Below are 19,406 nucleotides of genomic sequence, written 5' to 3'. Positions count from 1 at the left end.
TCTTACCACTGCTGACCGGGATACATGCGCTGGAGATACTGCATCTCCGCCAGCATCGGTCCCAGATGTTCGGTGTGCAGCCCTTTTTTGCCGCCGGTGCGATACGCCGCCTCTTCCGGAATGTTCAGGCTGGCCTGCTGGAAACCGGCAAACACTTCCGCTTCCCACTCGGCGCGGAGTTCGCGCGGGTCGACGGCGATCCCCTCGGCAATAAGCTGCTCTTCCAGCGCATCGGCTTCGAACAGTTCGGCGGTAAAGCGCCACAGGGAATCGATCGCCTGCTGCATTTTTTGCGCCGACACCTCCGTGCCGTTGCCCAGACGCTCCAGCCAGCCGCGGCTAAAGCGCAGGTGGTAGCGCGCCTCTTTGATCGCTTTCGCGGCAATCGCGGCCAGCTGCGCGTCGCGGCTTTGGGTCAGACGGGTAAAGAGCGCCACGTGCCAGGCGTCGATGAAATACTGACGCACCAGGGTGTCGGCGAAGTTACCGTTCGGCTGCTCCACCAGCAGCAGATTGCTGAACTGACGCTCATCGCGGCCAAAGGCCAGCGTGTCTTCGTCGCCCTGTCCTTCCAGTTCGGCGGCGTAGGTTAAGAAATTGCGCGCCTGTCCGAGTAAATCCAGGCCGATATTGGCCAGCGCCAGATCGATCTCCAGCTCCGGCGCATGGCCGCACCACGCGCCGAGACGCTGCGACAGGACCAGACAGTTATCACCCAGACGCAGGGCATATTGCGTTGTTGCTTTCATATTCATCCTCACATGTGCTCGATGCCATCAGGGAGGGTGTAAAAGGTCGGATGACGGTAGACCTTGCTCTCTGCGGGGTCGAAAAATTCTCCGCGCTCTTCCGGCTGCGAGGCGACAATTTCGCTCGCTTTCACCACCCAGATCGAACAGCCTTCGCTGCGACGGGTGTAGGCATCGCGCGCATTTTCCAGCGCCATGCGGTCATCGGCGGCGTGCAGGCTGCCAACGTGACGGTGGGATAACCCCTGTTTGCTGCGAACAAACACTTCATATAACGGCCAGTAGACATTGCTCATGGTTAATTCCTCTTACGCGGCGGTGCGGGCATGTTGTTTTTCTGCGTGCGCCAGTGCGGCTTCGCGCACCCACGCTCCTTCTTCCCAGGCTTTACGTTTCGCGGCGAGGCGCTCGTGGTTGCAGATGCCGCGTCCGTTAATCACTTCCTCAAATTCATGCCAGTCGATTTCGCCAAAGCGGTAGTGGCCGCTCGCTTCATCGAACTGCAGATCCGCATCCGGCACGGTCATGCCCAGCATCTCGACCTGTGCGACGGTATTGTCGACAAAGCGCTGGCGCAGTTCGTCATTGCCGAAGCGTTTGATTTTCCAGGCCAGGCTGCGGGCGCTGTTGGGGGAGTTGTCGTCGTTCGGTCCGAACATCATCAGCGCGGGCCACCAGAAACGGTTGATGGCGTCCTGCAGCATCTGGCGCTGAGATTCGCTGCCCTGCGCGAGTGCCATACAGGCTTCAAACCCCTGGCGCTGGTGGAAGCTCTCTTCTTTACAGATTTTCACCATTGCGCGGGCATATGGCCCGTAAGAGGTGCGGCACAGGGCCACCTGGTTAACGATGGCCGCGCCATCGACCAGCCAGCCAATCACGCCGATGTCGGCCCAGCTCAGGGTTGGGTAGTTGAAGATCGAGGAGTATTTCATCTTGCCGTCGAGCATCTTCTGGTAGATGTCTTCCCGCGCACAGCCCAGGGTCTCCGCCGCGCTGTAGAGATACAGCCCGTGCCCCGCCTCATCCTGCACTTTCGCCAGCAGAATCGCTTTGCGGCGCAGTGTCGGCGCGCGGGTGATCCAGTTTCCTTCCGGCAGCATGCCGACAATTTCGGAGTGCGCATGCTGACCAATCTGGCGGATCAGGGTTTTGCGGTAGGCGTCCGGCATCCAGTCTTGCGGCTCGATGGCTGTCTCCTGTGCGATGCGCTGTTCAAAGCGTTGTTCTTCCGTCACGTCGTCACCTTTATGATTCGTTAAATAGCCAATCATCGTTTAATGATGAATCACTTCGTTTCTTAAAAGTTACACAAAGGTTAAATATAACCCCAAGGAGTGTTTGTCTATTTTGTGATGTCGCTCGCAAGGCTTTTACTGCAAGCCGCTTATGGCGGGCGCTGTTCGCCTGAAGATTCATCCGACAAGATCACATTGTTAACAAATCATTAAAACATCACTTGCTTTTTATGATTCATAATCAAACTATCTATAGTGAAATTACGTAACATTTGGAGAAGAGAGATGCAGCAGTTAGCCAGCTTCTTGTCCGGCACCTGGCAGTCTGGCCGGGGCCGTGAGCGCAACATTCATCACGCCATCAGCGGCGAAGCCCTGTGGAGTGTGACCAGCGAAGGTCTGGATATGGCGGCAGCGCGTCGCTTTGCCATCGAACGCGGCGGTGAATCACTTCGCGCGATGACCTTTATCGAACGTGCGGCGATGCTGAAAGCAGTCGCCAAACATTTGCTGAGCCAGAAAGATCATTTTTATGCCCTGTCGGCAGAGACCGGCGCGACCCGCGCGGACAGCTGGGTGGATATCGAAGGCGGCATCGGCACGATGTTCACCTACGCCAGCCTCGGCAGCCGTGAACTGCCCGATGACACCCTGTGGCCAGAAGACGAGCTGATCCCCCTGTCGAAGGAAGGCGGTTTTGCCGCGCGCCATGTGCTGACGTCCAAATCCGGCGTGGCGGTGCATATCAACGCCTTCAACTTTCCCTGCTGGGGGATGCTGGAAAAACTGGCGCCGACCTGGCTTGCCGGGATGCCCGCAATCATTAAACCGGCTACCGCTACCGCGCAGGTCACCCAGGCGATGGTCAAATCCATCGTCGACAGTGGCCTGGTCCCGGAGGGGGCGATTAGCCTGATCTGCGGCGGTGCGGGCGATCTGCTGAATCATCTCGATTTCCAGGACGTAGTGACGTTTACCGGCTCCGCCTCCACCGGGCAGATGCTGCGTGTGCACCCGAATATCGTTGGCAAATCCATTCCGTTCACCATGGAAGCAGACTCGCTGAACTGCTGCGTGCTGGGGGAAGACGTGACGCCGGAGCAGCCGGAATTTGCGCTGTTTATCCGTGAAGTGGTGCGTGAGATGACCGCCAAAGCCGGGCAAAAATGTACCGCCATTCGCCGCATTATTGTTCCGCAAGGGCAGACTGAAGCGGTCAGCCAGGCGCTGATCGCCCGTCTCGAAAAAGTGGTGGTTGGCGATCCGGCGCAGGAAGGGGTCAAAATGGGGGCGCTGGTCAACGCGGATCAGCGTGCCGATGTGCAGGAAAAAGTCGATCTGCTGGTGTCTGCGGGCTGCCAGATCCGTCTCGGCGGTAAAGCCGATCTACACGCTGCGGGCGCATTCTTCCCGCCGACGCTGCTCTTCTGTCCGCAGCCTGACGAGTCCCCTGCCGTTCACGCGACGGAAGCCTTTGGTCCGGTCGCCACGCTGATGCCGTATCGTGACGCAGACCACGCCATGACTCTGGCGCGTGCCGGTGAAGGCAGCCTTGCCGGAACGCTGGTAACGGCGAATGCAAATATCGCCCGCCAGTTTATTTCCGGCGCGGCGCGGGCGCATGGGCGTATCCAGATCCTTAACAACGAGTCAGCGAAAGAGTCTACCGGCCACGGCTCTCCGTTGCCGCAATTGGTTCACGGCGGCCCGGGGCGCGCGGGCGGCGGTGAAGAGCTGGGCGGGCTGCGTGCGGTGAAGCACTATCTGCAACGTACCGCGATTCAGGGCAGTCCGTCGATGCTCGCCGCCGTCAGCCAACAGTGGGTGCGCGGTGCACAGGTACAGGAAGATCGCGTACACCCGTTCCGCAAATACTTCGAAGAGCTGCAGCCGGGCGACAGCCTGCTGACTCCGCGCCGCACCCTGACCGAAACGGACATCGTCAATTTTGCCTGTCTGAGCGGCGATCATTTCTACGCCCACATGGACAAAATTGGCGCGGCGGAGTCTATCTTCGGCGAGCGCGTGGTACACGGTTACTTTGTGATTTCTGCGGCGGCGGGTCTGTTCGTTGATGCGGGTGTCGGGCCGGTCATCGCCAACTACGGCATGGAAAATCTGCGCTTTATCGAGCCGGTCAAACCGGGCGATACCATTCAGGTGCGTCTGACCTGTAAGCGCAAAACCCTGAAGAAACAGCGCACCGCAGACGAAAAACCGACCGGCGTGGTGGAATGGGCCGTCGAGGTCTTTAACCAGCACCAGCAGCCTGTCGCGCTTTACTCCATTCTGACTCTCGTGGCTCGCCAGCAGGGCGATTTCACCGACTGATGTGTCTTTTTACCGGGAAGGCCCCTTCCCGGTTTTTAATTTGGCAAGAGTGACAAATAACCTGGCAGGTGCAGGCAAACACTTTGCGCCCGCGCCTGCCAGGATAACGCTGCACAACACCAATAACACAATAATGATGAGGTCAACGATGGGAAGCCCTTCTTCTTTTTCTGCCCGTAAGACGGCACTGGCCGTGGCTGTCGCGTTGTTATGCGCCTGGCAATCTCCCGCGTTCGCCCATGGCGGCGAAGCGCATATGGTTCCGATGGATAAAACCCTGGCCGATTTTGGCGCCGATGTGCAATGGGACGATTACGCCCAGATGTTTACCATTGCCAAAGACGGTGCCTTTGTGAAGGTCAAACCGGGCGCGAATACCGCCATCGTCAACGGCAAGCCGCTAAAACTGCAGGTGCCGGTGGTGATGAAAGACAACAAGGCGTTTATCTCCGACACCTTCATCAACGATGTTTTCCAGTCGGGACTTGATCAGACTTTCCAGGTGGAAAAACGCCCGCATCCGCTCAACGCACTGACCGCAGACGAAATTAAACAGGCCGTCGAGATCGTGAAAACTGCGGCGGAGTTCAAACCTAATACCCGCTTCACCCAGATTGCGCTGGCCGAACCCGACAAAGCCAAAGTGTGGGATTTTGTCCTGAACGGCACGGCTGTCGATGCTCCGCGTCAGGCGAATGTCACCATGCTGGATGGTAAACACGTCATTGAAAGCGTCGTTGATCTGAAGGACAAAAAAGTCCTGAGCTGGACGCCGGTCAACGACGCCCACGGCATGGTGCTGCTGGATGATTTCACCGCCGTACAGCAGATCATCATGAGCAGCCCGGAATATGCGCAAGCGCTGAAAAAACACGGCGTGGACGACCCGCAGAAAGTGATCGGTACCCCGCTGACCGTCGGCTATTTTGACGGGAAAGACGGTCTGAAACAGGAAGAGCGCCTGCTGAAAGTGGTCAGCTATCTCGACACCGGCGACGGTAACTACTGGGCACACCCGATTGAAAACCTGGTAGCCGTGGTCGATCTCGAGCAGAAAAAAATCCTTAAAATTGAAGAAGGCCCGGTGGTGCCGGTGCCAATGAATCCGCGTCCGTATGATGGTCGTGACCGTATCGCCACCGTCAAAAAACCGCTGGAGATTGTCGAGCCAGAGGGCAAGAACTACACCATTACGGGCGATATGATCCACTGGCAGAACTGGGACTTCCACCTGAGTCTCGACTCCCGCGTCGGGCCTGTCATCTCGACTGTGACCTATAACGACAACGGCAAAAAACGCCAGGTGATGTATCAGGGCTCGCTCGGCGGGATGATTGTCCCTTATGGCGACCCGGACGTGGGCTGGTACTTTAAAGCCTATCTCGATTCCGGTGATTACGGCATGGGCACCCTGACCTCGCCGCTGGTGCGCGGCAAAGATGCGCCGTCGAACGCGGTGATGCTCAACGAAACCATTCCGGATTACACCGGCACGCCGATGGAGATCCCCCGCGCGATTGCCGTGTTTGAACGCTACGCCGGGCCGGAATTTAAGCATCAGGAGATGGGCAAACCGAACGTCAGCACCGAACGCCGTGAACTGGTGGTGCGCTGGATCAGTACCGTCGGTAACTACGACTATATCTTTGACTGGATCTTCCACGAAAACGGCACCATCGGCATCGATGCTGGCGCAACGGGTATCGAAGCGGTAAAAGGTGTGCAGGCTAAAACCATGCATGACCCGAGCGCCAAAGACGATACCAAATATGGCACCCTGATCGACCACAACATCGTCGGAACTACCCACCAGCACATCTACAACTTCCGTCTGGATATGGACGTGGATGGCACCAACAACCGTCTGGTGGCGATGGACCCGGAGGTGAAACCGAACACCGCCGGTGGCCCGCGCACCAGCACCATGCAGGTGAATCAGTACAATATTGATACGGAGCAGCAGGCGGCGCAGAAGTTCGACCCCGGCACCATTCGACTCCTGAGCAACACCAGCAAAGAGAACCGCATGGGCAACCCGGTGTCGTACCAGATTATCCCTTACGCGGGCGGCACTCACCCGGTCGCGAGCGGCGCGAAATTCGCGCCAGACGAGTGGATCTACCATCGCCTGAGCTTTATGGATAAGCAGCTGTGGGTCACGCGCTACCATGCGAATGAGCGCTATCCGGAAGGCAAATTCCCGAACCGTTCGATTCACGACAGCGGTCTGGGGCAGTACAGCAAAGATAACGAATCCATCGATAATCAGGACGATGTGGTGTGGATGACCACCGGCACCACGCACGTGGCGCGCGCCGAGGAGTGGCCGATCATGCCGACAGAGTGGGTTCATACCCTGCTCAAACCGTGGAATTTCTTCGACGAGACACCCACGCTCGGCAAGAAGAAAGACGAGAAGTAGCAAATCTGGCCGGGCAAATGCCCGGCTTTTTTTAATGAGATACCACATTGCCCCCGCAAATTCGATCCCGCGCGCTGCAGGTGATACGGGTAGCTTCGGCGTTATATCGGCTGAAAAATGGTGGGCGGAATAGACAGGTACGGTGAGGGTTTTGTGAGTGGCGGCATCGCCTGGACGACAATAAAGAAGTATGTGAACTGCAGCCCTCTCACCCAGAGGCTGAGGGCTTTACGTTTGTAGGTCGGGCAGCGTTGCCGCCACCCGACAAGGGCAATTAATACCGCACACACACCGACTTCGTTTCACACCAGCCATCCAGCCAGTCAGGACCAAAATCGCGGCCTGTGCCGGACTGTTTCATGCCGCCAAACGGCAGGTTGGCGTCGATCAGCGTATGGCTGTTCACCCACACGGTTCCCGCCTGTAAACGGTCCGTGTACTCCAGCGCTTTGCTGATATTTTGCGTCCAGACGCTGGCCGTCAGGCCATACTCCGTGTCGTTCGCCAGCTGGAGTGCCTCTTCCCCATCGGCCACTCGCACCAGATTTACCACCGGGCCAAACACCTCTTCGCGGGTCAGGCGCAGGCTGGCATCGGGGTTTACAACCAGCGTTGGCGCAACGTAATAGCCCTGTTTATCCGGGCCGCTGTTGCCGGTAATCAGCTCGGCATGGCTGAGCTGCGCCTCGTTGAGGAAGGTTTGCACTTTGTCGCAATGGGCGCGGGAGACCAGCGGGTTGATGTGTGCCGTGGGCGACATGCCTGGCCCGACGCTCAGGGATTTCACCGCCTGCTCAAAGTGGCTCACCAGGGTATCAAACAGCGGTGCTTCAATGTAAATGCGCGAACTGGCGGCACATACCTGCCCCTGGTTGAGGAAGCTGCCGGTCATGAGTCCTTCCACCACCCACGCCGGGTCGGCATCTTTCAGCACGATAGCCGGGTTTTTGCCGCCCAGCTCCAGGGTTACGCCCGTTAAGGTATCGGCGGCGGTGCGTGCGATCTGTTTGCCGGTGGCCGTTGAGCCGGTAAAACTCACTTTGGCGATATGGGGGTGCGAAGTTAATGCCGCGCCGCACACGGCACCGCTACCGGTGACGACGTTAAATACGCCATCGGGAACGCCCGCCTCGCTTGCCAGTTCGGCCACGCGCAGCAGGGTCAGTGGCGTGGTTTCCGACGGTTTGATCACGATAGAGCAGCCCGCGGCCAGCGCAGGCATCACCTTCCACATGCCAATCATCAGCGGGAAGTTCCAGGGGACAATTCCGGCCACCACGCCGACCGGCTCTTTACGGGTCCACGCCTGATAGCGCGCCCCTTGCGGCAGCGGAATAGAGAGATCGAGCGTTTTGCCCGCAATTTTGGTGGTCAGCCCGGCGGTGTAGCGCATCCAGTTCAGGGTGCAGCCCACTTCAAACGCGCGGGAGATGTTAATCGATTTGCCCTGCTCCAGGGTTTCGAGCTGCGCCAGCTCTTCCGTATGCTGCTCCACCAGATCGGCAAAACGCAGCAAAATGCGCTCGCGCTCGGCAGGCAGTTTCCCGGCCCAGCTGCGGGAGACAAAGGCGCGCCAGCCGGACATCACCGCGCGATCCACGTCGTCCACACTCGCATCTGCCGTGGAGGCAATCACTTCACCCGTCGCCGGATTGAATATGTTCAGGCGCTTTTCACTTTCAGAGGCAGACGGGCGGCCCTCGATCCACAGGCCATGATGACGGTCTAAAAACTGTTGCACGCTTTGCAGGACGGCGGTCTGTGACTCAGACATAGGGTGCTCCTTCATTATTATTCGCAGGGTGTCATCGCAGTCTAAGATGGGTTGGCAAAACGCGCTTTTATCTCTGTGACATTCGTTTTGCCACCTGTGACAGCCCCCGCAAATCATGATAATTCCGGCTTATAACACTGTTATCAGCGAGTGTTCTTTCCTATAGTCAGCCCTGACCTCTGACAAAATGCAACACAAATGCAACAATGCAAAAACATTGACAGTGCAGCGAGATGAAAGATGGCGTGTGCAAGTGAGCAGGAAAAATATCAGCAATGGCTGGCGCAAATTAACCAGGTGTGTGGCAGCTTTGCCGCGCGCCCGTTGCCGGGCCAGTTCATCGGTGAACTGGAAACCAGCTATGCCAGAAGCCTGAAGCTCAGCACCGTCACCGCCGCAGGCGTTAACCTGTTTCGCACCCGTCAGGAGATCAAAACCAGCAACGACGCCTGGTTTTACACCGTGTTTCAGCTCGAAGGTCAGGCTACGCTGGAGCAGGATGATAAGCAGATCGTGATCGACGCGGGCGACATTACGCTGATTGACGCCTCACGCCCCTGCTCGATCTACTGGCACGACAAATCGCGCCAGATTTCCCTCTTACTGCCGCGCCAGATACTGGAACAGCAGTGCCGTTTCCAGGAGGTGAGCTGCGCCCATAAGCTGTCGCGCACGCTGCCCACCGTGCAGCTGAGCTATCGGCTGTTGCAGGAGAGTATGGATAATGCGCAGCTGAGCGATATGGAGAGCGAAGCGGCGCTGGAAGCGATGGTGTGTCTGTTGCGCCCGGCGTTTCAGCAGCGCGAATCTGCGCCGCCGCGTAAAGAGCGTCAGTTCCAGAATGTGCTGTCGCTGATCGATTCCCATATTCAGTCGGAAGCGCTGCGACCGGAGTGGATTGCCACCGAGAGCGGGATGTCGGTGCGCAGCCTGTATCGCATGTTTGCCGATAAAGGGCTGGTGGTGGCGCAGTACATCAAAAACCGGCGGCTGGACCTGTGCGCGCAGGTGCTACGCGCCACAGGCGATGATGAAAAACTGGCGGGCATTGGCTATAGCTGGGGCTTTGCCGACCATAGCCATTTCTCTACGGCCTTTAAGCAGCGCTTTGGCGTGTCGCCAGGCGAGTATCGCAAGCGCTACCGCTGATCACTTCCTCAGCCACTTTCCGTTGATACCCTTCACGTATTCGCCGGGCTGCGCGCGGGCCACCAGCTTTTGCCCGGCCATTTTCGCCACTTCATCCACCGGAATATTGTTGCTGTCCGCCAGTTTCTGGTAGCTTTCGGTGCGCGCCGCGTTGATCTCGTTCACCAGCGCCAGCGTTTGCTTATCCTGGCGCAGCGGCGCGATGTAGCCGCTGAGCGTCTCGCCCACCAGCCCCTGTGCGCGCGCTTCGTTTAAGGTGATGGCCTGCGCCTGAACGCTCATGCCCAGCGCCAGCAGACCGATTGCAAGAAGTCGTTTCATGGCATCCTCAGAACAGATCGCTGCGCGATTTCAGCAGGGTTTCGACGTCTTTATCCACTTTGATGTGGATTTCATGTTCGATTTTGACGTTCATATTGATGGTGATCGGCTCTTTCGGTGCCGCCACTTCGATTCGGGGCGTACAGCCTGATAGCATTGCGACCATGACCACGCCGAGCGCGCCTGTCAGCTTTTTCATTGTTGTTCCTCACATTCCTTGCCTGCCTGACAGCGGGCATCCGGTAACGCCGCGTGTTGCTCAAGCCATGCCTGTAAATTATCCCCATAGCGCAGGCTGCGCCACAGGGTAAAAAGATTCTCTTCGTGAGTGTAATTGAGGTTCACGGTGTTGCTTTTACCGTCGACGCGGCTGGTGCCGCTGATCGCCGCCTGCATGGTCAACACACCCAGATTATCTACATTGATTTTCGTCCACGAGCGAGAAATTTCCATATAGCGAAGCCAGTTAATCGCCACGCCCGCCGCCATGTTGTCTTTAACGATGGCGTCTGCCGTGTCTTTATCCAGACGCAGCGTCATCGGGCCGGGGTTAGTCAGCCAGCCGTCTTTGATGATCCATTTTTCGTTCTCCAGCCAGAACGGCAGCGCCCCGCTCACAGGGCCGGACAGGGTAAACTGTTTCGGATTGACGGCACTGATAAGCTCGCTGGAGGAGATATTCTGCACCCTCAGCAGCGCCGGATCGTGCTGCGGCATCCGCAGCTGTTGGAGGGTGATTTTTCCGCCCAGTACGTCGGTGCTGACGTTGGTCAACAGCAGCGGGTGAGATTCACTCCACGGGTAATCGCCCTGCAAATCGGCGGTAATATTGCGTGCGGTGACCTGGTTTATCACTTCGGCGATGCGCAGCGTGACCGGTCCGCGCGTGCCCAGAGACCAGGTGCCTTCGCTGAAGCGGAACGGCAGTACAAAATCGACACCGTTGATCTGGTTGTCGGGCATCCAGACGCTGCCGCTTTTCACCACGCCATGACCACCCGCTTCGAATCCTTGCCCAGCGGCCGCCGAAAACGCCACCTGAGCGTACAGCTCGCCGTCGCGCAGAGTCATTTTCCAGTCGGGCGGCACCAGCGGCTGGAAGACCGTCAGGGACTGTTTTGGCCACCAGGCCTGCCCGCGCAGACGCTCCCCGTCCCAGCGACCGTTCAGCTGGACCGGGCCAATCGCCCCGGCGTGCAGATCGCCTTTAAACTGGAAGAACGTTGGATCGGTGCCGTCGACGCTGAACTTGAGGGTCGACGGCGGTAACACGCTGCCGCCGGAGAACGACGTCTGCTCCGCATCCAGGGAGAGCGCGCCGCTAAAGTGCGGATTGTTTTCGCCACGCAGCCAGCGCACCGGCTGATCCAGCACCAGACGCGGCTTGCTCACCAGCATGGTGCCGTACTGCAGTTTATCAAAACCGGTCGAGAGCGCCGTCAGTTCGATGGCACTGTCGCGCCACTCGCCCTTCCCGGCCACATCCCAGCGGGCATTCATCGGCGTGAAGTGCCCATCGCCCCAGTAGCGCCACTGCCACAGGCCGCTGTCCGGCAGGAAGTCATTGGCCTGTCCGTCGAGATGCAGCACGAAATCGCCCATGTCGTTTTCATGGGCTTTCAGAATCGCTTGCAGACGGCCATCCACCCCTTTTTGCGAGAGTTTAACGCCCGCCAGCGGCCAGCGGATTTCATCGATATTGAGCGAGTCGATAAGCCGCCCGCGCGAACGCAGCAGTGCGCCCGGTTCAAAGACGAGCTGCGGATCGGCGAGGCTGCCCGTCAGTTGGGCTGGCAGAATCGCGTACAGAATCAGGTCGCCCTGCTTGGCTTCGCCCGTCACCTGCAGCGGCATAGCGCTGTTTTCCATGCTCAGCTTGCCCGGTCCGAGGCTCAGCACGGCGTTACCTTTCCCGGCATCGCCCTGAGTCAGCACGTTCAGACGACCGCTGAAGGTGGCGTTTTCCAGCCCCTGCTGCCAGTTGTCGACTTTCACGCCCACGCGCCCGCTCAGAGGTAGCCCCTCCAGATCCCAGTGCCAGCGTCCGTCGCTGACTATTAGCTGTTCAGCAGTGAGCTGCCACGGCAAATCCAGCAGCGGATCGGGGTTATCGCGGGCGGTCAGCACCAGCTGACCACGGTTCTCTTCCCAGTCGAGTTCAGCGTCTACCGGTGATGACAGCGGCGGCACCGTCAGAGTGGCCTCCGCATGGCCTTTCACCGGCACGCCGTCCGGCACCAGCGGCAGGGTAAACTCCCCTGCCAGCCTGATCGGCTGCGGGTAATCCGGCAGATGGACTTCAAACTCGCTGATGGTCAGGTTTTGCCCGCGAAGTTTGCCGCGCACCTTGACCTGTTCGCCCTGGTAGGTCACGTCCTGAACGGAGGGGGTTAAAGAGATGTCGAGTTTGCCCTGCCACTGCTGCCACGGAGAGAGCGTTAAGCGATCAATCGTCAGCCAGGTGTTCGGCAGCATCGACTGCCATTCGGCAAGGGTTTTGGGCGCGGTGTTAGCCTGTTCCGCCTGCGGCAGTTTGCTCAGGCAGGCGGTATTGAGATCGAGTGCGCCGATATCCAGTTTCCAGCGGCTGGGGTGCGACAGCGTGGCGTTTTCCACGCGAGCGATTTCGCAGTCCTCCACCAGATAGCGAAGATCGGGGATAATAATTTGATTGCGGGTCAGACGCGGGCTTTTCTCGAAAGCAATGCGCGTTCCGACGGGGAGCCAGATCCCGGCAAGGGTTGGCACCCACTGGGCGAGCGTCATCAGCAGCGTCAGCGGCAGAAGAATGAACAACAGCAATAGCGCAATTGCGGCTTTGTATTTACCCCTCATGGGCAGTTAATATCCTGATTTAGCGAAAAAATAAGCCGACAGTGCCCGTCATTGTGGCATGTTTAGCCAGTCAGTTGAAGTCAACGCCATTTTTAAGGATAGTTGCTCTAGAATTATTCATAGAACTTATTGAATTCAATAATATTTTATAAATTGTAAGATTATTTTAATCATGCTAACGTGATGGTAAAATCACTGGAGAAAGTCTTATGAAACTCGCGGTATATAGCACAAAACAGTACGATAAAAAGTATCTGCAACATGTTAACGAGACTTACGGATTCGAACTCGAATTTTTTGACTTTCTGCTGACTGAAAAAACCGCCAAAACGGCGAACGGATGCGAAGCGGTGTGTATTTTCGTCAACGACGATGGCAGCCGTCCGGTGCTGGAAGAGCTGAAAAAGCACGGCGTGAAGTTTATCGCGCTGCGCTGCGCGGGCTTTAACAACGTCGATCTGGATGCGGCGAAAGAGCTGGGGTTAAAAGTGGTGCGCGTGCCGGCCTACTCCCCGGAAGCTGTGGCTGAACATGCCATCGGTATGATGATGTCTCTGAACCGACGTATTCACCGTGCTTATCAGCGCACCCGTGATGCCAACTTCTCTCTCGAAGGTCTGACGGGCTTTACCATGCACGGTAAAACCGCAGGCGTCATCGGCACCGGTAAAATCGGCGTGGCGACGCTGCGTATTCTGAAAGGTTTCGGGATGCGTCTGCTGGCGTTCGATCCGTATCCAAGTGCTGCCGCGCTGGAGCTGGGCGTGGAGTATGTCGATCTGCCGACGCTGCTCTCTCAGTCGGACGTGATCTCTCTGCACTGTCCGCTGACCCCCGAGAACTATCACCTGCTCAATCAGAGCGCGTTTGACCAGATGAAAGACGGGGTGATGATTATCAACACCAGCCGTGGCGGTCTGATTGACTCTCAGGCGGCGATCGAAGCCCTCAAAACGCAGAAAATTGGCGCGCTGGGGATGGACGTGTATGAGAACGAACGCGATCTGTTCTTCGAAGACAAGTCTAACGATGTCATCCAGGACGACGTGTTCCGCCGCCTCTCCGCCTGCCACAACGTGCTGTTTACCGGGCACCAGGCGTTCCTGACCGCCGAAGCGCTGATCAGCATTTCAGAAACCACGCTGGGTAACCTGAAACAGCTGGAAAACGGCGAAGACTGTCCGAACGAAGTGGCCTGATGTTCCAGGCCGGGTGGCGTTGATGCGTACCCGGCCTCTATAAATCCCGCAGCATAAACACCGCCAAAAAGATGTGCGAATCAGGTTCTTCTTAGTCCCTCAGTTGGTAATAGATTTACTCATATTGATACCCGTCACCCCAAATCCGCTGGCTTCATAAATATGCTGAGCGCGAGCATTGTCCCCTGCGACACGCAATTTGATCTCTTTAATACCCTCAATCCGTAAATACGCTTCAAAAGCAGCCAGCGACTGTTTACCCAATCCCATTCCCTGGCAGGCAGTGAGAATATGGAAATCGTAGATAAAAGCCGTACGCATAGCCGAGTCGGGTTTGTACCAGAGATAACCGACATGGGCCGACTGCGCGATAATACACAACAGCACCTGGCCTGCGGTATTTACACCCTCGGGAAGCAATGCCGATAATTCCTGTTTCGCTCTTGCCAGAGAATCCGGTTGCGATACGCGATAGTTTGATTCGATTTCATTGGCATAATCCTGAACAAAATATTCAAGATAAGCGGGATATTCATCTTCCGTCATTGCGCGGAACGTAATCACTTTTAACCTCTCAGGCCTAACCTTCTGATAGATAGCATAATAGTGATAAGCCCGTCGGCTTCACTCGTCAATGGAATTCACTGTTAACTACTGATTTGGGTGAGTTGGTTACGTAAAATGCGTTTTGATGATCTGCACCGGATACGGTGGGGATAATGTGTAAGGTTCTGGAGATGCTTTGAGCAAAAAACAGACGATGCTATCTTTGTCATTCTCTGAGCGTTGATAAGGTATCGACTGATATGGATTTGAAACTGTCTGGCGGATGTTTGTGCGGGTTTATCAGATTCACAGCGATTAACCCGGTTTCCACTCATTCCTGCTCCTGTGATATTTGCCAGAAGCATTCAGGTTGTCAGACCGCAGTATGGCTTGAATTCCACTCGGCGGATGTTGAATGGACGGGTGAAGGAGGCACACCTTCTTTATATCGCTCATCTAAAACCTCATCCAGAGCATTCTGCGCCAGGTGTGGCAGTTCATTAGGTGCGATTGATGACGCGCCGGTGACGGCTTTACTCAGCGGTATTTTTGACCACAATGAAGCCGTCATTTTTTCGCCCCACTCCCACTCTTTTCAGGATATGAAACCTGACTGGTGGAGAAAAATCATGCCCGATACCGCTGGATAAAAAAGGACGTTTTGGGCAGTTTCTCAATATTTATCTTAGTTATTCGAAGCATTCGTTCTGCCTGAAGATGCGGACCGCTGAAGTAGCGCGAGGTCTGCTATGAGCGAGAAGGGGTCATCAGAACCTGATACCATGGGAATGTGCGTCATTATTCATTGGTTCTTAAGGGTGTATAACAGCCTGCTACTTATGCCAAAATGATTCAAATTTAGTGATTAGCAGAGACCTACTGAAATGGCTGTTGTATTCATCCCGTCACTTGTTGCGTTGCTTGAAGCAAAAGAGAAAGAGGCCAGCCGCGAACTGCTCAAGTCTGAGGTCGAGGCGATACGAGATAATGCTATCGCTATTGAATTACCAACAGAAATTGCCAGAGACATGACTAAAAGCCGTGGCTATCAAGATATTGATGCGGAGGATGTCTGGAACGAATGGTTAACTATCAAAAACAATAAATCATGAAAAATATCGAAGAGTTACGCGCAGAACTTCTCAAAATCGGTGAAAGAATTGGAGGGGGGATAAGACCCAATTATTACTTCATCATCCCTGACAGACCTGATGGTATGGCGACTCCATATCTGGAAATTCATGGCAAAGAATATCATTTCGTTGTCAATGAAAGAGGTACCGAAATAGCGCGTAAAGTTACCCTGAGTGATGATGATATTCTTTATTGGTTTGTTGAGTGTGGTGTGGTTGGTCTGGCTACAGAGTATGCAGCCATGAATAGCTTAGCTGGAACGGAATTCAGGTATGTTTATTTTCGAAAACAATATAGTTTAATGCTCTCCATCAAACCTGAATGGGCAACAAGGAAGCGCAGAGAATTTACAGAAATCCTTAGCGGACAGGTTTAAAAAGGTCACAGAATTTTTCAGAAATGTCGTTATCATCAGTTTGTTTCGAGCATCACTGCTCCCACCACTCAGCATCCAACTTCCGCTCCTTGGCACCAGACGGTCTGTAAAACGCTTAAACTTCCAGTGCACGCTTATAGTCGATCCTCAGCAAAGCCCCTGAATACGGCATCTTCTCTAAAAGCGTTTCCGAAAGCCCAAGACGCGCTGTGGTGACATACAGAAAACGATCGTCATCTGCAAAGGCACAGCTTGTCGGTCGCTGCACGGGGAGCTTAAGCCATCGCTCGATTTCTCCTTCCGGGGATATCCGCGCAATGGCAGCACCATCAAAGAGTACACTCAGGAGAAACCCGTCCTGATCAACGATCAGTCCGTCAGGCTTACCTTTTTTGGGATTAATGCTGACAACCACCCTTCGATGACTGACTTCGCCTGAGCAAGGATCGTTATCATATCCGTAAATTACGCCACGCCGGGAATCAGTGACGTAAAGTGTTTTGCAGTCGGGACTCCAGCTGATTCCATTGATAAGCGTGAAACCAAAATCGACGGTGTGCCACTTACCGTCTGGATCGAGACGATACAAATAGCCTGAACCCTCTTTCAATTCTTCATCTATCAGCCCAACCCACAGGCGGCCTGAGGAGTCCAGGCTCGCATCGTTGAGACGAAAGCCCTCCTGTACGTGTGGCGCAGTGCCGATCCTTCGTCTCTTACCGGCTCTGTCAATTAGCTCAACATGGCATCCTATGCCAATGATTAACTCACCCGTATTTTTCTCAACGACAAAGCCCAGCGACCCGGGCATGGCATGTTCTACATTCCGGCCCGTTTTGGGATCAAAATAATTGAGAGAAGCCCCAAGGGTATCAACCCACAAAAGCCTGGCTCTTGACCAGCTCCAGATGGGTGACTCTCCCAGTACCGCCTTGCCTGGAAATACCGCCGAAATGCCATTCACTGTCGCGGTTCCACATCAGGAATAGCGATCGATTGCCAGTTCTCCGCAACCTCCTGAGCAGTTGATGCCTTAATAGCGCGAAGATTTCGCGGATAGTCCACATTTGCGGCCTCCCTCATTTTGGTTGCATGGAACTGCCCGTTCGCGGCACGAAGTATCCATCCCCCATCAGTGCATTCTGCTGAGGCAAGATAGGCCACTCCCGGTGCCACTTCCGAAGGATGGAGTTCGGCAGGTTCCCCCTTAATCCCCCACATACGTGTCTGGGCAACGGGAGAAATGGCATTGACGATAATTCCATCTTTTTTGCCTTCACTGGCAAGGACGTTCGTAAGCCCTATCACGGCCATCTTGGCTGCCGCGTAGGAGGCAAGACCGTTGTGAACATACTGCGGATAGATCGCCCGGCAAGAGGTCGTCATAATGATGCGGCCATATCCAGCCGCTTTCATGGCAGGCCAGGCCGCCTGTGACAACCAGAGAGGAGCCTTGGCAGCAATGGCCATCATATGGTCAAAAGAACTTTCTTCTATCGACTCGATATTCTCGTAAGCCACCCAACCCGCATTATGGACTAAGGCATCCAGCCGCCCCGCGACTTGAAGGGCGTCTCTACACAAATTGTGACAGCTCTCGCGTGAGGCCAGCTCCCCCGGTATCGCGTGTACATTCAGCCCTTCCAATCGAAGTGTCTCTGCCGCCAGTTCTGCAATATGAGGATCGATGCCGTCCCCGTCAGAATTGGCACCGATATCCTGAATCAAAACCATTGCGCCAAGCTGACCCATACACCGGGCATAGGCGAATCCCAATCCGCGCCCCGCACCGGTGATAAGTACTACCCGACCGTTAAAGTCCACCATGCCACCCTCGCCGTTTTCACTAAGTGATTGAGAAAACAACATAGAGTGATACCTTTGATATATAAAATACTATTTATATGGCTTCTTAATACTTTAATTGTATCGTGGGAAGATTGACTCACAAACAAGAGGAACGGCGGGATATGACGACAGAGAGTCGGGCACGGATCACTTTACGAAGAATGGAGCAATTCATTGCCGTCGCTGAGGAGTTGCATTTTCACCGGGCCGCTGAACGCCTTAACATGTCGCAGCCTCCGCTGACCAGTGCCATACAGAAACTGGAGGAAGATCTCGGCGTCGCTCTTATTGAGCGTGGTAATCGCGTGGTTAGGCTGACGCCTGCGGGAGAAAAGTTTGTCAGTGAGGCACGCAAAACCCTCCGCCAGGCTGAAAAAACCCTTGTTTCTACGGTAGATGTGGCTGAAGGACGAACGGGTCTTTTACGCCTGGGTTATGTAGGAAGCGCACTTTATGGCCGGTTGCCCGATATTATTCGTGAATTCAGGGCAAGTCATCCGAAGGTACGAATTGAATTGCGAGAAGCAACAACCGCTGCACAGATTGCTGCTCTGCGCGACGGGACGTTAGACATCGGGGTACTGATCCCCCCTCTTGAAAAGGCTGATGACATCGAACAGGTCAATTTCGACAGTGATCGTCTGTGTATCGCTATCCCAAAAGATCATCCTTTCAGTAATCGGTCAGACCTTACGCTTGCCGATCTTGCAGGTGAATCCTTTACTTTGTGGCCAATCCCTGAGGGGCGGAGCTTTCATCTGCAGGTTATCCGCCTTTGTGCTAAAGCTGGCTTTGTGCCGATGATTACTCAGGAAGCACATGGAATGCATGCCGTCTTGTCATTGGTGTCTGTGGGAGGTGGTGTATCTGTCGTTCCTCAAAGTATGAGTGGCTTTCGAGGTGACCGGATTAGTTATCATCCCTTATCAGGTACTGAAACTGAGTTCGATCTCGTCATCGGCTATCGCCACTTATCTCCATCAGCACATGCCTTCGTTCTTTCGGCCGCAGATAAGCAGCAGGGTTTATCACGTTCACTATGAAAATTTTCCAGCGGTCGGAGTGATCATCTTTTAAAGGTGGTAGTAGTAAAGGAGTGTCTGTTTCTGGCACTCACCAGCCCACTAAGTTAGAAAATGGTGGCTATGAGTGAGAAGTGAAAGCTGAATCCATTTTTATGCCTGCTCATGTAGATCCCTCTAAATAACTCTCGTGTTTATAGGGATATTGTTTTTGTATTAAAAACGCATGAATTGAGTAAATTTTCCAGGTCTGTGCTCTGCTTCTGAAATCAAAAGAATGCTAATCGGCTTTGACGAAGAAAAATACTACTAATTCGCGAACATGGGTAATTGATCTCCCCTAATACTTAGTAAAATTATCAGACACGGTGATATGACTTTTTAAGAACAGAGACAAACGGCCAAGTCAAGACAAATTCTAGTAGTATCCTGTTGCCCCTTTCATTGACAGGTAATGTTGAC

18 protein-coding genes are annotated in these 19,406 nt (G+C 55.1%); 8 read left to right on the top strand and 10 right to left on the bottom strand.

Annotated elements, in window-relative coordinates; translation table 11 throughout:
• Nucleotides 1-2 precede the first annotated feature (2 nt).
• From paaC to paaA, 3 genes are read right to left on the bottom strand one after another with little or no spacing between them, the layout of a single operon-like run.
• Nucleotides 3-749, bottom strand: a complete 747-nt coding sequence (gene paaC, locus ABIE11_RS02355; protein WP_100780885.1) for a 1,2-phenylacetyl-CoA epoxidase subunit PaaC — start codon at nt 747-749, stop codon at nt 3-5.
• Nucleotides 750-757: 8 nt separating this feature from the next.
• On the bottom strand, nt 758-1,045 hold the full coding sequence (gene paaB, locus ABIE11_RS02350) for a 1,2-phenylacetyl-CoA epoxidase subunit PaaB (RefSeq protein ID WP_100780238.1): 288 nt from the start codon (nt 1,043-1,045) through the stop codon (nt 758-760).
• A gap of 12 nt (nt 1,046-1,057) precedes the next feature.
• Complete coding sequence (paaA, locus tag ABIE11_RS02345) at nt 1,058-1,987, bottom strand: 1,2-phenylacetyl-CoA epoxidase subunit PaaA (RefSeq protein ID WP_429183839.1); 930 nt, start codon at nt 1,985-1,987, stop codon at nt 1,058-1,060.
• A 285-nt stretch (nt 1,988-2,272) separates the two neighbouring features.
• Here paaA and paaZ point away from each other — a divergent pair, with 285 nt between their 5' ends.
• Together paaZ and tynA are read left to right on the top strand one after the other, a co-directional pair.
• Complete coding sequence (paaZ, locus tag ABIE11_RS02340; RefSeq protein WP_429183837.1) at nt 2,273-4,318, top strand: phenylacetic acid degradation bifunctional protein PaaZ; 2,046 nt, start codon at nt 2,273-2,275, stop codon at nt 4,316-4,318.
• A gap of 148 nt (nt 4,319-4,466) precedes the next feature.
• Nucleotides 4,467-6,740, top strand: a complete 2,274-nt coding sequence (gene tynA, locus ABIE11_RS02335; RefSeq protein WP_429183835.1) for a primary-amine oxidase — start codon at nt 4,467-4,469, stop codon at nt 6,738-6,740.
• Nucleotides 6,741-7,014: 274 nt separating this feature from the next.
• On the opposite strand, the gene ABIE11_RS02330 is transcribed toward tynA, so the two are convergent.
• Nucleotides 7,015-8,514 carry an aldehyde dehydrogenase family protein gene (locus tag ABIE11_RS02330; protein WP_371975083.1) on the bottom strand — a complete coding sequence of 500 codons (1,500 nt, stop codon included), beginning with the start codon at nt 8,512-8,514 and terminating at the stop codon, nt 7,015-7,017.
• 240 nt (nt 8,515-8,754) lie between these two features.
• Here ABIE11_RS02330 and feaR point away from each other — a divergent pair, with 240 nt between their 5' ends.
• Nucleotides 8,755-9,663 carry a transcriptional regulator FeaR gene (gene feaR, locus ABIE11_RS02325; RefSeq protein ID WP_102103662.1) on the top strand — a complete coding sequence of 303 codons (909 nt, stop codon included), beginning with the start codon at nt 8,755-8,757 and terminating at the stop codon, nt 9,661-9,663.
• Here feaR and ABIE11_RS02320 read toward each other — a convergent pair whose 3' ends face one another.
• Genes ABIE11_RS02320 through ABIE11_RS02310 form a run of 3 tightly spaced genes read right to left on the bottom strand, consistent with a single transcriptional unit; the run spans nt 9,664 to nt 12,819 of the window.
• Nucleotides 9,664-9,984 (bottom strand): YdbL family protein, encoded by a 321-nt coding sequence (locus ABIE11_RS02320; protein WP_100780244.1) that lies wholly within the window; start codon nt 9,982-9,984, stop codon nt 9,664-9,666.
• A gap of 7 nt (nt 9,985-9,991) precedes the next feature.
• A complete protein-coding gene (locus ABIE11_RS02315) occupies nt 9,992-10,183 on the bottom strand; it encodes a YnbE family lipoprotein (RefSeq protein WP_100780245.1) in 192 nt (63 codons plus the stop codon).
• Complete coding sequence (locus tag ABIE11_RS02310; protein WP_429183832.1) at nt 10,180-12,819, bottom strand: YdbH family protein; 2,640 nt, start codon at nt 12,817-12,819, stop codon at nt 10,180-10,182. The genes ABIE11_RS02315 and ABIE11_RS02310 overlap by 4 nt, the downstream gene beginning before the upstream one ends.
• A 209-nt stretch (nt 12,820-13,028) precedes the next feature.
• Between ABIE11_RS02310 and ABIE11_RS02305 the strand changes: the two genes are divergently transcribed.
• Nucleotides 13,029-14,018 (top strand): 2-hydroxyacid dehydrogenase, encoded by a 990-nt coding sequence (locus ABIE11_RS02305; RefSeq protein ID WP_429183830.1) that lies wholly within the window; start codon nt 13,029-13,031, stop codon nt 14,016-14,018.
• 99 nt (nt 14,019-14,117) lie between these two features.
• On the opposite strand, the gene ABIE11_RS02300 is transcribed toward ABIE11_RS02305, so the two are convergent.
• The gene (locus tag ABIE11_RS02300) at nt 14,118-14,582 is read right to left on the bottom strand and encodes a GNAT family N-acetyltransferase (protein WP_429183829.1); all 465 of its coding nucleotides are present in this window, start codon (nt 14,580-14,582) and stop codon (nt 14,118-14,120) included.
• A gap of 242 nt (nt 14,583-14,824) precedes the next feature.
• On the opposite strand from ABIE11_RS02300, the gene ABIE11_RS02295 reads away from it, so the two are divergent.
• From ABIE11_RS02295 to ABIE11_RS02285, 3 genes are all read left to right on the top strand, one after another.
• Complete coding sequence (locus ABIE11_RS02295; protein WP_429183827.1) at nt 14,825-15,214, top strand: GFA family protein; 390 nt, start codon at nt 14,825-14,827, stop codon at nt 15,212-15,214.
• 234 nt (nt 15,215-15,448) lie between these two features.
• Nucleotides 15,449-15,676 (top strand): hypothetical protein, encoded by a 228-nt coding sequence (locus tag ABIE11_RS02290; RefSeq protein WP_429183825.1) that lies wholly within the window; start codon nt 15,449-15,451, stop codon nt 15,674-15,676.
• Entirely contained in the window at nt 15,673-16,074 is a 402-nt protein-coding gene (locus tag ABIE11_RS02285) for an Imm63 family immunity protein (RefSeq protein ID WP_429183823.1), read from the top strand. Before ABIE11_RS02290 ends, ABIE11_RS02285 begins: the two co-directional genes overlap by 4 nt.
• A gap of 115 nt (nt 16,075-16,189) precedes the next feature.
• Here ABIE11_RS02285 and ABIE11_RS02280 read toward each other — a convergent pair whose 3' ends face one another.
• Together ABIE11_RS02280 and ABIE11_RS02275 are read right to left on the bottom strand one after the other, a co-directional pair.
• Entirely contained in the window at nt 16,190-17,038 is an 849-nt protein-coding gene (locus tag ABIE11_RS02280; protein WP_429183821.1) for an SMP-30/gluconolactonase/LRE family protein, read from the bottom strand.
• Complete coding sequence (locus ABIE11_RS02275) at nt 17,035-17,943, bottom strand: SDR family NAD(P)-dependent oxidoreductase (protein ID WP_429183819.1); 909 nt, start codon at nt 17,941-17,943, stop codon at nt 17,035-17,037. Before ABIE11_RS02275 ends, ABIE11_RS02280 begins: the two co-directional genes overlap by 4 nt.
• Nucleotides 17,944-18,044: 101 nt before the next feature.
• On the opposite strand from ABIE11_RS02275, the gene ABIE11_RS02270 reads away from it, so the two are divergent.
• Nucleotides 18,045-18,965: a LysR substrate-binding domain-containing protein gene (locus ABIE11_RS02270; protein WP_429183817.1), complete on the top strand. Its 921-nt coding sequence runs from the start codon at nt 18,045-18,047 to the stop codon at nt 18,963-18,965.
• Nucleotides 18,966-19,406: the final 441 nt, after the last annotated feature.

The sequence above is a fragment of the Lelliottia sp. 489 genome, from assembly GCF_050435885.1.
GTDB lineage: Bacteria > Pseudomonadota > Gammaproteobacteria > Enterobacterales > Enterobacteriaceae > Enterobacter > Enterobacter nimipressuralis.
Note: the sequence above shows the minus strand (reverse complement) of the source record. Positions and strands in the feature narration are given on the sequence as shown.

Excerpts from the sequence above, each read along its gene's own strand:
- ABIE11_RS02310 (WP_429183832.1), bottom strand. The coding sequence starts at position 12,819 with ATGAGGGGTAAATACAAAGCCGCAATTGCGCTATTGCTGTTGTTCATT.
- ABIE11_RS02315 (WP_100780245.1), bottom strand. The coding sequence starts at position 10,183 with ATGAAAAAGCTGACAGGCGCGCTCGGCGTGGTCATGGTCGCAATGCTA.
- ABIE11_RS02285 (WP_429183823.1), top strand. The coding sequence starts at position 15,673 with ATGAAAAATATCGAAGAGTTACGCGCAGAACTTCTCAAAATCGGTGAA.
- ABIE11_RS02330 (WP_371975083.1), bottom strand. The coding sequence starts at position 8,514 with ATGTCTGAGTCACAGACCGCCGTCCTGCAAAGCGTGCAACAGTTTTTA.
- tynA (WP_429183835.1), top strand. The coding sequence starts at position 4,467 with ATGGGAAGCCCTTCTTCTTTTTCTGCCCGTAAGACGGCACTGGCCGTG.
- ABIE11_RS02290 (WP_429183825.1), top strand. The coding sequence starts at position 15,449 with ATGGCTGTTGTATTCATCCCGTCACTTGTTGCGTTGCTTGAAGCAAAA.
- ABIE11_RS02270 (WP_429183817.1), top strand. The coding sequence starts at position 18,045 with ATGACGACAGAGAGTCGGGCACGGATCACTTTACGAAGAATGGAGCAA.
- ABIE11_RS02320 (WP_100780244.1), bottom strand. The coding sequence starts at position 9,984 with ATGAAACGACTTCTTGCAATCGGTCTGCTGGCGCTGGGCATGAGCGTT.
- paaC (WP_100780885.1), bottom strand. The coding sequence starts at position 749 with ATGAAAGCAACAACGCAATATGCCCTGCGTCTGGGTGATAACTGTCTG.
- paaZ (WP_429183837.1), top strand. The coding sequence starts at position 2,273 with ATGCAGCAGTTAGCCAGCTTCTTGTCCGGCACCTGGCAGTCTGGCCGG.
- ABIE11_RS02275 (WP_429183819.1), bottom strand. The coding sequence starts at position 17,943 with ATGTTGTTTTCTCAATCACTTAGTGAAAACGGCGAGGGTGGCATGGTG.
- paaB (WP_100780238.1), bottom strand. The coding sequence starts at position 1,045 with ATGAGCAATGTCTACTGGCCGTTATATGAAGTGTTTGTTCGCAGCAAA.
- ABIE11_RS02295 (WP_429183827.1), top strand. The coding sequence starts at position 14,825 with ATGGATTTGAAACTGTCTGGCGGATGTTTGTGCGGGTTTATCAGATTC.
- feaR (WP_102103662.1), top strand. The coding sequence starts at position 8,755 with ATGGCGTGTGCAAGTGAGCAGGAAAAATATCAGCAATGGCTGGCGCAA.
- ABIE11_RS02305 (WP_429183830.1), top strand. The coding sequence starts at position 13,029 with ATGAAACTCGCGGTATATAGCACAAAACAGTACGATAAAAAGTATCTG.